We start from the raw sequence: 12,694 nt of genomic DNA, 5'->3' as shown, positions 1-12,694 counted from the left end.
GCAAACCTTGTGGGAGCGAACCTGGGTGGGCTCGCTCCCACAGGTTCAAGGGATCAGCACTGCGCGGCGGGCGTCGCCGAGAATGTCGACGCCGTTGAGCACGAACTTCTGGGTGCGCACGTCGATGTCGATCACCGGGATGCCGTTTTCCAGACGGTTGTAGGTGCGGCAGGAGAGCTCAAGCGTGGTGGTCGGTTTGTCATTCATTTTGAGCGCCGTCTCGGCCAGGGACTTCAACTTGCCGCCGACGGTGTGGTAGGTGAACCAGGTGTTGCCATCCTGATCCTGACCGGCCTCACGGACGTTCAGCAAAATGTCGTCGCCCAGTTTCACACCCAGGGCGAGCATGACTTCTGCGCCCACGCCTTGCAGCTTGAGCGTGGCGGTGAGGGCTTTGCCGCTCTTGGCCATTTCCTCGCCGATGAAGCGCCCGCCGGTCATGTTCTCCATCTCGAACTCGATCTTCGGCGGGGTGAACTCTTCCACCGTCGCCGACAACGGCAGGCCTTGCAGGGTGGCCGCGATGGCCTGTCTTACGCGGTTGGTAAACATTAGAGAACGTCCTCCAGGAACTGCTCGATGATTTCATCGCGGGCATTGAGTTGATAAACCATGTGTTCGTTCGGCGCGTAGCGGCCGTAGTCGATGACCACGTACCAGGTGCCGTTCTTGTACTTCTCGACGCTGTTCAATTCCGGGTGCAGGTACACGCTGCCGCCTGGAATGGTTTCGTCGGCGACCAGGGTTTGCAGCCAGTCATTGATGCGCTTGACCTCCTGGTCCATGAACGACTTGGTCAGGTTCTTGGCCATGGCTTTCTGGCCGGCCTTGACCAGCTTGCGGCTGATCGCATCTTCGAGGCCGACGTAGCTGATGAACTTGCCGGTGATCGAGCGGTTACCCAGCAGTGAGAAGCCGCCGAGGATGGTGCGGGCGTAGTAGCTGATGCCGTAGCGGTTGAGCAGATCGCCCTCGGTGGAGGTGTCGAGGATGTTGTATTCCACGACCCGCGAAACGTCCTCGGCGAAGGTCACCTGATTGCCCGGGCTTTCCCATTGCTTGACCTTGGCCAGCGCTGCGATGGCCAGGCTCGACGGCGACAGGAACACGTTTTTCTTGGCGGCCTTGGAGTACACCGACGGCATGTTGTGCACCAGCAGGCAGCGGTCGAAACCCAGCTCCGCGCCGCCCAGTTCCTGGCTGTAAGTCACTTGGTCGGCGACCGCGGCGTCCTTGCCGTCGAGCACCACACGGGCCTTGATGCGCTTGCCGAAAGACGCGAACTCACCGGCCACGGCTTTGGTGCTGGTGAAGCCCGGCGCGCCGATGATGGTCAGGTCCTCAGGCACGCTGCCCAACGCCGCGAGGCCGAGCTTGCGACCGGTCAGCGGATCGATGCCGCCGATGACGTTATTCAGCGTGTCCGCCGGGGTCGCGCCCTCTTCGACGATGACCACGTAGACCGGCACCTTGACCACTTTCAGGATCTGGAAGACCGCGTGATACAGCGTGCCCGCCTCGGTGCCGGTCGGATCGAGCAGCGCCTGGGTGGTGAAGCTGTTGATGCGAAACGGCGCATTGCGTGGAATCAACGGATCCGCCTTCGGCGCGGTGCCGATCAGACCGATGACGTTGTCGCCCAGGCCACCCATGGCCTCGGGGGATTCGGTGGCATTGACGGTAATGCCGTTGTGCTCGAAGTTCAGAACCTCAGCCATGGTTATTCAGCCTTCTTGGCAGCGGCCTTCTTGGCCGGGGTGGAGGATGCGGCCGACTCGGCAACCGCGGTATTTTTCAGCTCCAGACGACCAGCGCTGCGCAACGCACTGGCCTCCACATCGAGCAGTTGCAATTCCTGGCCGATGCTCGACCAGTGACCACCCCCGGTGGGGAATGGGAGGAGCACGGTGTACGTTTGGCGTTCTGCCATTTCTGTTTCTCCTTGAACGAAAAAGCCCCTTGGGGAAGGGGCTGTCGGGTGTTGTGTTTGTTGTATTGCGGGAAAGAAAACGCCCCGACGGTGCGGGGCGTTTATTGGGTTTGTTCGGCGATCCAGAGTGGGGCGACCGGGCGGTATTGGCTGTCAGGGAAATCTGCTGATTGTGGCCAGTCGCGCAGGGCCTGGATGTACACCAAAAGTTCATCGAACCGCTCAGCGGAAAGCGTTGTAGGGCCAGCGATTTCAAGTTGATCGCGATGGCGCTCTCGCAGCCACATAACCGCCGGCAATTGAACATCGCGCCAAGTGCGCTCCTGCGCTGGAAGATCTGGGTCCGGCTCACGTGCGTCTATCAGATAGGGCAAACCACGCTCGTCATGAGCGCGTACCTTGCCAGGCGTAGGATTACCAATGACCGACAGGTACAACGCTTCGGAAATATCAACAGCGTCTGGAGGCATTTCTGTATGAATACCCTCCAAATAAGTAGTGCCTGTACTCGGACTATAAAAACGCTTCATTTGTTCTACCCTCCCTAATTTCCGATAGCGAAAAACGATGCGCTGCCGTTTGCACTGTTTGCGACTTTGAAGGTTTCCTTCGTCTCACCAAGTACCTCAACAAACTCGCCAACTGCTGGCGCCAGGTTTCCGTAGGCTCCGCCAATGAGGAACATGCAGGAATTCGGGAAGGCAACCGGGAAAGATACGGTGCTGATGGAGCCCAACGCTTGAGCAACCCGCCCCCATTGAAATACAAGCCCACCTAGCCACGTCGGGAAAATGATGTAGCCGTTGAGTGCCAAGCTGATCGAAAACCCAAACCGCAATTTCTTCGGCGTGACGATAGTCGCGTCGTCCGCACCAGCATTCATCTGAGCCTGAGTCGCGACCCTTGCCGTTCCTTGATTGACCTCAGTAGCCTGAGACGCAAGTATTACCAGCGTTGCAATGTCGATGGTCCCCTGATTGATCGGGGCGTTCCATGCTTTGATGCACAACATGAACGCCACGTTGTTAGGTCGGGTAATGCCATACGTAACCTCGGGACCGCCGGGCAGCGCAAAGTTCGATGCCGGGTTCACCCCCATAAGCGTTACACCCGAATAAAGCCCCGTATCGCCACTGTCGTACCCCGTTTTGATCCTTGATGCAGCATGATCATTGATATTGGAAGCTATGGATTGGGTGGCCGGAAGATTGGTATCAATCGCCGAAATACTACCTTTCTGCCAACTGCCAATTACGCGGCCCGGATCTACGCCGCGACCATGATCCCAACCGCGCACGAACTCGCCACGGGACTCAGGTAATCGGGTGTAGCCCGCCCCATCGCCCGGCAAGTTGTACTTACGATTCAGATAGTTCGCCAGATCTGGATAAAGCGTGTCTTTAAACAGGCTGTTGTCCACCTCAAGAAAACCTGGTGGAACGCTTTCCGCAGGAAAGGTCACCATGGCACCAACCGGCAACGCCGAAGCCTGCGCAATCAGCGCCTCGATTTCAGGCTTCGTATAAGTGTCCTTGATCCCAAAACCAGCCAACGTTTCCGGATTCGTGCCCGCAGTGGCGCGACCGTATTTATCAACCGTCAAACTCTTGTAAGTCCCCGCCTGAATCCCCGTCCTACCCGCCAGCATTTCAAAGCTCAGCGCAGTAGTCCCCAGCGTGATCGGACCATTCGTGACCAAGTGCCAAAGCGAATCGCCGTTCGCCGTGCCCTCTTCAACCATCACGCTCAGACCCGGCGTCACCTTGGCGCTGGTGTTCGAGTCAACCGAACGCAGCCAGTCACCATTGGCGGCAACATAAATACCGTTATCCTTCGCCGCCGTTTGCGCCGCCACCAGCACCCGCTGACCCGCCACCACCGCGAGACCATCAATCTGCTGCGCTCCGCTTAGTACGATGTTCCCGGTGGAGACCACGCGCACCGACTGTTTGCCATCCAGCTTCGCCAGTTCATCGGCGAGATACCCCATCACCCAGGCCCGTGTCGCCTTGACCACGGTGTCGTCGATCAGCAGCGTGACGTTCGACGCATTGCTGGTCTCGAAAATCGAGCGAATGTAGAACTCTTTCCCCGAGCCCGACGTCGCCAGCACCGGCTTGAACGACTCCGGGTATTTGACGATGGCGTACAAAATCCCGGTGTCAGTCCAGAGCCCCGCTTCGCGCACATACCAACCGCCCTCTTCTGGCGGGATGGTCACTTCGGCCAACAACCAGCTCGGATTCTTCTCGTCCTGGAACAGCGCATTCAGTGGCCCGCGCCACACTTCTCGTTTAAGCGCAGTGGCGGTCGCCGCCGGGTTGTAGACCGTGCCGCCGCCGTCACCGACCGAAATCTGTGACAACTTGATCGGCACGCCCGCCGCCTTGCAGGCGGTTTCGTAGGCAATCCCTGCATTCGTGAGCAGGGTGTAATAGTCAGCCATTCAGGCCCCCTGAGGATAAATAGTGGATGTTTCAACGGCGTAGAGCCCAGCAGCCATAAAGGCCTGACCCGAGGCTTCGAGCCCTTCGATGACAATCGGATACACCGTGGTGAGTTCGCCGCACACCGTCGCCGCGCCGATGACGTGACTGCCGAATGCGCTCAACCCAACGGACACCGACAGGATGTCGCGTTCGCTTTTGGCGTCCGCCAGGCGTCGGTCGAGACGGGCGTCGATTTCTTCGCTGTAGGGTTGCTCGGTAAACGCCCTGACGGAAAAGCTGTAGGGCTGGCCCGGTGGCGTCTGCTCGTACCAGGCCCGCACTTCAGGCATCAAGCGCAATCCTTTCGCGGCGTTTTCCAGCGCCAGTCGCGTCCCGGCCTGCCGCGCCGTGGGCCAGGCGAGTTCGACCGTCAGGCGCTTTTCCGCCTCGGCCGCCTCGGAGCTCCATTCACTGACACCTCGATCGGCGGCGAGATACGGCAGAAACGCCAAGGGCGTCACCGTCGGGTTCATCAGCTCGGGAAACGGCGGCGTGATGCGATCAAGCAACGTGCCGAAACCGAGGTCCAGGGCTTTTTCCAGCGCTGAGCTGTTGGACGGCAACAGGCTCGGACGAGGTTTTGGGTCACTCATAGCGTGAGCACCTCGACCTCGACCCCCGTGCACCAAGGCGCTTCGAAGGCGGTCGTGACAATCGGTTCGACCGGTTCGAGAATCTCGAGCTGAACCGCGCCAGCGTTGTGCAGCGTGTAGTCGATCCAGCTCGGGTCGACCCGCCCTTCCAGCCGATGACAACTCTGGGCATACGCTTGCAGTTGCTGTTGTGCGGCGACCTTGGTCAGCCCCGAATCAGGGCCGGCGTTGATCCTCGCGACGACGCGGATTTTGTAGTTCTTGATGTGGGCGCCCTGCACCGTGACCCGATCCGTTTCCGGTCGCACATCAGGTCGGGCGAAGTGTTCGCGCACACCTTCGAGCAGTTCCTCTGACGCGGTGCCATCGCCTTCCCGTGCCAGCACCGTGACCATCACCTCGCCCGGTGCCGTGCGACGTCCGTTGCCATCCTTGACCTGCGCCGCATGGCCGTCCGGATCGAAGGTGTACGTGACCGTCACCTCGCCCGCCGCCGCGCTTTCCACCTTCACCGCAGGACGCTCGCCGAGGGTGAACACCTCGCGGCGATACTGCATGCGCGAACCGGCGGCCGGTGCGTGCGGCGCCAGGTAGTAACGCAACCGGGCGTCATCGTCGCTTTCATACACGGGCGCTACCGGCGGGTACGCTGCCGGATCGCCCGGGTCGAGCAACTGACGCTCAAGCCCCATGTCGGCGAGGCGGGCATCCAGATTGCTGCCGGTCGCCCACCAGGCCAGCATCTGCTTGATGCGGGCGTTGTATTTTCGTTCGTGGATTTGCAGGCGCACACAAAACGCCTCAAGCGCCAGGGTCAGTAACTCGCTTTCGTTTTCAAGACTGGCCTTGAGTTTCGCCGCCGTCTCGGGAGACCGGGCGCCGACGTACTCGACGACAAACGTCTTGAACTCGGCGAGCAGGTCTTCGAACGCGTCGACGGTGACGATCGACGGTTCGGCCAACTGGTTCTGGCCAGGGATCAACATGCTCATGTCACCACCTCGAAGGTCTGGTTGCGGTTTTTCCAGATGCCGGCGAATCGCAACACCAGCCCGGCGCCTCGCCGGCCGGCGACAATGACCTGCGGCTGGAAATCACCGATGCCGTTCTGCTCGTTGTAAAACGCCTGCGCCGCATGACTCTGGGCAAGGATCAGCAGGTCGTCGCCAAGGTTGCGGCCGAGCAGATCCGGGATCAGCGAGCCATACAAAGGACGCTTCTGACGGGTGCCCAACGGCGTGGTCAGCGCCCGGGTGGCGCGCTGCACGAATTGCGGCCAGTCGTCGACCGCCGCCCCGGTGTTTCTATCGATTCCGATCATGGGAAACTCTTTATGCGGTACTGATGACGCGTCCCTGGTGATCCACCACCGGGCCGCTCAGGTGCACACCGGAAGCGTCGAGTCGCAAGCCGACCGCGCCCAGTTGCAGTTCGATGGCCTCAGGCGTGATCGCAAGCCTCGCCGGGCCGAGATTCAACTCGAGCGCTTCGCGAGAGCCACTGAACGCCGCCGGGCCGTTCTTCCAGTGCAAGGCGTGACGGGCATCGTCGTAACCGCTTTCAGTGCCATCCAGATAGAGGCGACGCGTCAGCGACGCCTGTGTCGAAGCGGGTGGAAACTGATTGCCGTTGAGCCCGAACAACGCCACGGATTGAGCGCCGCCCTCGCCGCCGCCATGGTTCAGCAGCAGGCATTGCTCGCCGACCGAGGGGATCCGCGACTCGCTTTGCGCCCCGGCGCTGGGGTTGAAAAAACGGATGGCCGGGCTCAGTAACTCACCATGACTGACCCGGCACGTGTTACTGGCCGCATCGACTTCCTGGCACACGCCGATGCGACACAAGCTGTCGGTTCGCCGGTGCAAGTCTTCAAGTTCAGCCTCCATCTCGGCCAGGCGCTCGATGATGGGGCCGAGCTGCTGACGTAAAAGCGCATCGAACATGGCTCAGCCCTCGAGTGCGGTGTATTGGTCCGGGTCGTCGATGTTCGAGACTTCCCAGGTTTTGGCGAATTTCGGGATGCCCAGCGGGTCGTCCAGCAGTAATGCGCCGAGGTAAATCGTCTGGGTGAAGGAAAGGGTCCAGGCGAGGTACTCCTGCGAACCGCTGATGAGCGTCGACGGCAAGGCATCGATGTTCACGGGCAAATCGCATTGGCTACCTGGCAGCCCCCATCGGTTATCCGTCACCCATCCCTTGAGGACGGCTGCCAGATCGCAAGCGGCCAACCCAGGGTTATCCAGCGTTGGGGAAACAACGATTTGCAGCGAGAACGTCAGGACATGAGCGATGCGTCCGTCCTGGGCGCGCTCGCCGCTTGCATTGCGTTCGAGGGCGATCAGGATCCACGCCTGATCGAACGTGCCGTCGAAGTCCTGACGAGCTCCGACGTTCAAACCCGGGTCAGCCGAGCGCAGCGCTTCGGCAATGGCAAACAACAGCCGCGACGGCTTATCGATGTCGAGGGACATAGGGGGTTTCCAGTTCAAAGATTGAAGCGTTCGGCTGCGCGGGGGATGCAGCGTGTCGGCGTTGCCAGAACGGCAACGGGGATTGGTTTTATTGATCCGGGCGGGAATCACGCGGCGGTACTTCGCACACGCCGATCCGCTTGGCTGCCCAGCGCTCATAAAGGCCGATGGCGACGTCGGCGCCGGCCATTGCCGTGAGGCAACCGAACGCGCCAGCCGCCCAGATCGACATGCCGGCGGCGTACAGCAGCATGATGGCCGAGACCCCGCAGATCATGCACGCCCCGGAACGCAAGGCCAGGCGCCGCAGCAATGACCAGCCCCGGGCGCCCTCCTTGTCGGCACGCCACATTTCGCCAGACACCCCGCCCATCACGGCGAGCACGATGACCAGCCAGATCGGCATGTCCAGCAACGCTTGTTGCTCGTTTGTCATGTCACGCCTCCTTGGGATCGATGAGATGGGCCTTTCGGAAATGAGCCGGCTGGTTTTGATCGACGAAGAACTACAGCTTTTCAACGATCACGTTGTCGATGAAAGCGAAGTTGACGTAAGGGTTCTGCTCGTTGGAAAAGGCCAGCGTTGTCTGGGACGTAGTCGCGGTGAAGTCATAAGTCACGGTGCTCCACTCGACAACACTGCCCTTGGCCTTTGGCGTATTGAAGGTGGCGGTCTGACCGGCGACTTTCACCTGAACTACACCGTCACCGGAGCGACTGGCGTACAACGAGTTGCCCATGCTGAAGGTCAATCGATACTTGGCCCCTACGACGGTGGCGAAATTCTGCTGAATGCCACCGCCGTTGCCATAAACATAGTTAGCCAGATCAACAATCACCGCGCCCTCCACTGCGGCGGAGCCGGGGACCGAGGCGCGCACGTTGAAGTATTCGACTCCCGACAGAAAGGTCGTCCAGCCCGTGATGAAGTTGGCTTTCGCCGTCGTATCCAGAATGCAACTGTCGCTGCAACCCGGTTGTTCAAAACTGCCGTTGACCAGAAGGTTCGCCGCAGTAGCGCTGCCGGCAGCACCGACGAGAGCCAGCATCAGCGGGGCAATGATTTTTTTGATTCCGTTCATGGTTGTACCTATTGAGTGAGATGTATTGATTACGCAGCAGTTGCTGCACAGGCAAACCCCAAATGCGGGGTTGATATGCCTGACTTCAGGCAGGCATTCCAAAAAGCCCGGTCACCCAGGCTTTTCAGTAATGCGATCCTTCGCGTTGACCTTTCGGCGCTACTGGCGCGGTACGGGTCCATTCAGATTGTTTTTCCGACCGCGGTCCCTGCCCGCCGGATAACTGCTTCTGGTGCTTTACGCTGCACACCCGGGTCAGTTGCCAACCCTCTGAACCGTTGAGGCCGGTTCATCGCTGCCTTTGTGGTGGAACTAAAGAACTTCGTTTCGAGCTGCTTTGTTGAGCGGCTTGAGACAAAGAATATGCATGGATGCATATACAGTCAATGCATAAATGCATTTATTTATGCACTTTGAATGCGTTGGCGCATGAAAGCCCCACAGACAAAGGCGTTGACGGTTTTCAGCAGGCGAAAAAAAACCCGCGCAGTGGCGGGTTTTATCTGACAGCGATGAGGTTAACGGGCGTACATGCCCCACCAGAAGACGTGGCCGAGGATGACAATCTGTTCTTCCTGGATCTCCTGGAAGGTGTAGTCCTCATCCGGATGCTCATCGCGATTGAAGCTGCGCAGGCGAATTCCCGTCGGCAGGCGATAAAGCTGTTTAACCCGCAACTGGCCGTTATGGTTGATGGCATACAGGTCGCCATCGACGATGTCGCCAATCCCGCATTTGCCGGCATTGACCCCCACGGTGGCGCCGTCGCGCAGTACCGGCAACATACTGTTGCCACGCACCGTCACGCATTTGGCCTGGTCGAACTGCACACCGTTGTGGCGCAGGCTGCGTTTGCCGAAGCGCAGGCTAGAGCGCTCGCTTTCTTCGATGACGAATCTTCCTGATCCAGCAGCCAATTCAACCTCGCGAAGAAAGGGGACGGACACCTCGTCGTCATCGACGGGCGTATCGTCATCCCACAGGCTTATGTCCTTGAGTTCCGAATGCAGTTCATCGCGACTGGAATTGACGGTAGGCGCGACATCCGCACGGCCCCGCAACTGGTCGGTGCTCACGGCGAAGTATTCGGCGATCTTCGAAATGTGTTTGTCCGAAGGATCGACGATCTTCCCGCTGAGGATGCGCGAGAGAGTGGATTGAGGCACGCCCGTGCGACGGTGAAGCTCCGTGGGGGAGATCCCGTGCTGATCGAGCAGCGCTCTTAATACGGTAGAAACATTGCGTTTTTGCATAACGCGCATAGTGCTTGATCTTTTTTTCGTAGGCAAATGCAGAATTGCATAAACAGCGCATAAATTGTGTATGGACGGCAGAAAGGTATCCCGCCGCTTTCATGCCTGCGTCGGGTGGACCGCCCATGTTAACCTTGCGCCCATCGCGGAAAAGCCGGGCCGATGTCCCTCCTTTGCCCTACACCTTTCAACGAATTTGCCTGATATCCGATGAATAAAGCACTCACCGATCTGTCCTCTCACACGCCAATGATGCAGCAGTACTGGCGCCTGAAGAACCAGCACCCCGACCAGCTTATGTTCTACCGCATGGGTGACTTCTACGAGATCTTCTATGAAGACGCGAAGAAGGCCGCCAAGTTGCTGGACATCACCCTGACCGCCCGTGGGCAGTCGGCCGGTCAGGCGATTCCGATGTGCGGGATTCCCTACCATGCCGCGGAAGGTTACCTGGCGAAACTGGTGAAGCTTGGCGAATCGGTGGTGATCTGTGAGCAGGTCGGCGATCCGGCCACCAGCAAGGGGCCAGTGGATCGCCAGGTGGTGCGGATCATCACGCCGGGTACGGTCAGTGATGAGGCGCTGCTGGATGAGCGTCGGGATAACCTGATCGCGGCGGTGCTGGGTGACGAGCGCCTGTTCGGGCTGGCGGTGCTGGACATCACCAGCGGCAACTTCACCGTGCTGGAGATCAAGGGCTGGGAAAACCTGCTGGCGGAACTGGAGCGGGTCAATCCGGTGGAGCTGATGATCCCGGATGACTGGCCGAAGGATTTGCCGGCGGAAAAACGCCGTGGGGTACGTCGCCGTGCGCCGTGGGATTTCGAGCGTGACTCAGCACTGAAAAGTCTCTGCCAGCAATTCTCGACCCAGGACCTGAAAGGTTTCGGTTGCGAGAACCTGACCCTGGCCATCGGCGCCGCCGGTTGCCTGCTCAGCTACGCCAAGGAAACCCAGCGCACCGCCCTGCCCCATTTGCGCAGCCTGCGGCATGAACGCCTCGACGACACCGTGGTGCTGGATGGCGCGAGCCGCCGCAACCTGGAACTCGATACCAACCTCGCCGGTGGTCGCGACAATACGCTGCAATCGGTGGTTGATCGCTGCCAGACCGCGATGGGCAGTCGCCTGCTGACCCGCTGGTTGAACCGGCCGTTGCGCGACCTGAAGGTTTTGCTGTCACGCCAGACCTCGATCACTTGCCTGCTCGACGGCTACCGATTCGAAAAGCTGCAACCGCAGCTCAAGGAAATCGGTGACATCGAGCGGATTCTGGCGCGGATCGGTCTGCGTAACGCCCGTCCTCGCGACCTCGCTCGTCTGCGCGATGCACTCGGAGCACTGCCTGAGTTGCAAGTGGCGATGACCGAGCTGGAAGCGCCGCACATCATTCAACTGGCCAAGACCACCAGCACCTACCCGGAACTGGCGGCACTGCTGGAAAAAGCCATCATCGACAACCCGCCTGCGGTGATCCGCGATGGCGGCGTGTTGAAAACCGGTTACGACAGCGAGCTCGACGACCTGCAATCGCTGAGCGAAAACGCCGGACAGTTCCTGATCGATCTGGAAGCACGCGAAAAGGCCCGCACGGGCCTGTCGCACCTGAAAGTCGGTTACAACCGCATTCACGGTTACTTCATCGAACTGCCGAGCAAGCAGGCCGAATCGGCGCCGGCCGACTACATTCGTCGCCAGACGCTGAAGGGCGCAGAGCGTTTTATCACGCCGGAACTCAAGGCGTTCGAGGACAAGGCACTGTCGGCCAAGAGCCGCGCCCTGGCTCGCGAAAAGATGCTTTACGAAGCGCTGCTCGAAGACCTGATCGCCCAGTTGCCACCGCTGCAAGACACCGCCGCGGCATTGGCCGAACTGGATGTACTGAGCAACCTCGCCGAACGCGCATTGAATCTCGATCTGAATTGCCCGCGCTTCGTCGACGAGCCCTGCATGCGCATCAGCCAGGGCCGTCACCCGGTGGTCGAGCAAGTGCTGACCACGCCGTTCGTGGCCAACGACCTGAGCCTCGACGACAATACCCGCATGCTGGTGATCACCGGTCCGAACATGGGCGGTAAATCCACCTACATGCGCCAGACCGCACTGATCGTGTTGCTGGCACACATCGGCAGTTTCGTGCCGGCGGCCAGTTGCGAACTGTCGCTGGTGGACCGCATCTTCACCCGGATCGGTTCCAGCGATGACCTGGCCGGTGGACGTTCGACCTTCATGGTCGAAATGAGCGAAACCGCCAACATTCTGCACAATGCCACCGAGCGCAGCCTGGTGCTGATGGACGAAGTCGGTCGCGGCACCAGCACCTTCGACGGTCTTTCCCTGGCGTGGGCTGCGGCCGAACGCCTGGCGCACCTGCGGGCTTACACGCTGTTCGCCACCCACTACTTCGAACTGACGGAGCTACCGGAAGCGCAACCGCTGGTGGCCAACGTGCACCTCAATGCCACCGAGCACAACGAGCGCATCGTGTTCCTGCACCACGTGCTGCCAGGGCCTGCCAGCCAGAGCTATGGCCTGGCCGTTGCGCAGCTGGCCGGCGTGCCGAGCGAAGTGATCGTGCGCGCTCGCGAGCACCTGGGTCGCCTGGAAGCCACCGCGCTGCCCCATGAAGTGCCCAAGGCTGCCAAAGGCAAAACGGCCGCGCCGCAACAGAGCGACATGTTCGCCAGCCTGCCCCATCCGGTGCTCGATGAACTGGCCAAACTGGATCTGGATGACCTGACGCCGCGTCGCGCGCTCGAAATGCTCTATACACTAAAGACACGGATCTAACGCACTTGCCTGCAAGCTGTTAGAATCTCGCGCGGTTTGGGATGCTGCAGGCCAATAGCCTGGCCTGCAGACTATCGCTCCCAAAC

The 12,694-nt window shown here is 60.1% G+C and carries 14 protein-coding genes; 1 reads left to right on the top strand and 13 read right to left on the bottom strand.

The genetic code is table 11. The features are described from left to right. Positions 1–45 precede the first annotated feature (45 nt). The 13 genes from ACM6IQ_RS18760 to ACM6IQ_RS18700 form a co-directional block, all read right to left on the bottom strand. Positions 46–552: a phage major tail tube protein gene (locus ACM6IQ_RS18760; RefSeq protein ID WP_017336748.1), complete on the bottom strand. Its 507-nt coding sequence runs from the start codon at positions 550–552 to the stop codon at positions 46–48. Continuing rightward, complete coding sequence (locus ACM6IQ_RS18755; RefSeq protein ID WP_017336747.1) at positions 552–1,718, bottom strand: tail protein; 1,167 nt, start codon at positions 1,716–1,718, stop codon at positions 552–554. The genes ACM6IQ_RS18760 and ACM6IQ_RS18755 overlap by 1 nt, the downstream gene beginning before the upstream one ends. Positions 1,719–1,720: 2 nt before the next feature. After that, positions 1,721–1,930, bottom strand: a complete 210-nt coding sequence (locus tag ACM6IQ_RS18750; RefSeq protein WP_017336746.1) for a hypothetical protein — start codon at positions 1,928–1,930, stop codon at positions 1,721–1,723. A 101-nt stretch (positions 1,931–2,031) separates the two neighbouring features. Beyond that, positions 2,032–2,460 carry a phage tail assembly chaperone gene (locus tag ACM6IQ_RS18745; protein ID WP_414879516.1) on the bottom strand — a complete coding sequence of 143 codons (429 nt, stop codon included), beginning with the start codon at positions 2,458–2,460 and terminating at the stop codon, positions 2,032–2,034. A gap of 14 nt (positions 2,461–2,474) precedes the next feature. Continuing rightward, positions 2,475–4,376: a phage tail protein gene (locus tag ACM6IQ_RS18740; protein ID WP_414879515.1), complete on the bottom strand. Its 1,902-nt coding sequence runs from the start codon at positions 4,374–4,376 to the stop codon at positions 2,475–2,477. Then, a complete protein-coding gene (locus tag ACM6IQ_RS18735; protein ID WP_414879514.1) occupies positions 4,377–5,012 on the bottom strand; it encodes a phage tail protein I in 636 nt (211 codons plus the stop codon). Next, positions 5,009–6,004 carry a baseplate J/gp47 family protein gene (locus ACM6IQ_RS18730; protein WP_017336742.1) on the bottom strand — a complete coding sequence of 332 codons (996 nt, stop codon included), beginning with the start codon at positions 6,002–6,004 and terminating at the stop codon, positions 5,009–5,011. The genes ACM6IQ_RS18735 and ACM6IQ_RS18730 overlap by 4 nt, the downstream gene beginning before the upstream one ends. Continuing rightward, a complete protein-coding gene (locus tag ACM6IQ_RS18725) occupies positions 6,001–6,333 on the bottom strand; it encodes a phage baseplate protein (RefSeq protein ID WP_017336741.1) in 333 nt (110 codons plus the stop codon). Before ACM6IQ_RS18725 ends, ACM6IQ_RS18730 begins: the two co-directional genes overlap by 4 nt. Before the next feature lie 10 nt (positions 6,334–6,343). Next, the gene (locus tag ACM6IQ_RS18720; RefSeq protein ID WP_414879513.1) at positions 6,344–6,955 is read right to left on the bottom strand and encodes a phage baseplate assembly protein V; all 612 of its coding nucleotides are present in this window, start codon (positions 6,953–6,955) and stop codon (positions 6,344–6,346) included. Between the two features lie 3 nt (positions 6,956–6,958). Further along, entirely contained in the window at positions 6,959–7,483 is a 525-nt protein-coding gene (locus tag ACM6IQ_RS18715) for a hypothetical protein (protein WP_017336739.1), read from the bottom strand. A gap of 88 nt (positions 7,484–7,571) precedes the next feature. Next, positions 7,572–7,919, bottom strand: a complete 348-nt coding sequence (locus tag ACM6IQ_RS18710) for a phage holin family protein (protein WP_017336738.1) — start codon at positions 7,917–7,919, stop codon at positions 7,572–7,574. Positions 7,920–7,989: 70 nt separating this feature from the next. Next, complete coding sequence (locus ACM6IQ_RS18705) at positions 7,990–8,565, bottom strand: DUF642 domain-containing protein (RefSeq protein ID WP_414879512.1); 576 nt, start codon at positions 8,563–8,565, stop codon at positions 7,990–7,992. Positions 8,566–9,083: 518 nt separating this feature from the next. Then, positions 9,084–9,818, bottom strand: a complete 735-nt coding sequence (locus tag ACM6IQ_RS18700; protein ID WP_031318438.1) for a helix-turn-helix transcriptional regulator — start codon at positions 9,816–9,818, stop codon at positions 9,084–9,086. A 210-nt stretch (positions 9,819–10,028) separates the two neighbouring features. Here ACM6IQ_RS18700 and mutS point away from each other — a divergent pair, with 210 nt between their 5' ends. After that, the gene (gene mutS, locus ACM6IQ_RS18695) at positions 10,029–12,608 is read left to right on the top strand and encodes a DNA mismatch repair protein MutS (RefSeq protein WP_414879511.1); all 2,580 of its coding nucleotides are present in this window, start codon (positions 10,029–10,031) and stop codon (positions 12,606–12,608) included. Positions 12,609–12,694: the final 86 nt, after the last annotated feature.

The organism is Pseudomonas sp. IT-P100, assembly GCF_949767185.1.
GTDB lineage: Bacteria > Pseudomonadota > Gammaproteobacteria > Pseudomonadales > Pseudomonadaceae > Aquipseudomonas > Aquipseudomonas fluorescens_B.
Note: the sequence above shows the minus strand (reverse complement) of the source record. Positions and strands in the feature narration are given on the sequence as shown.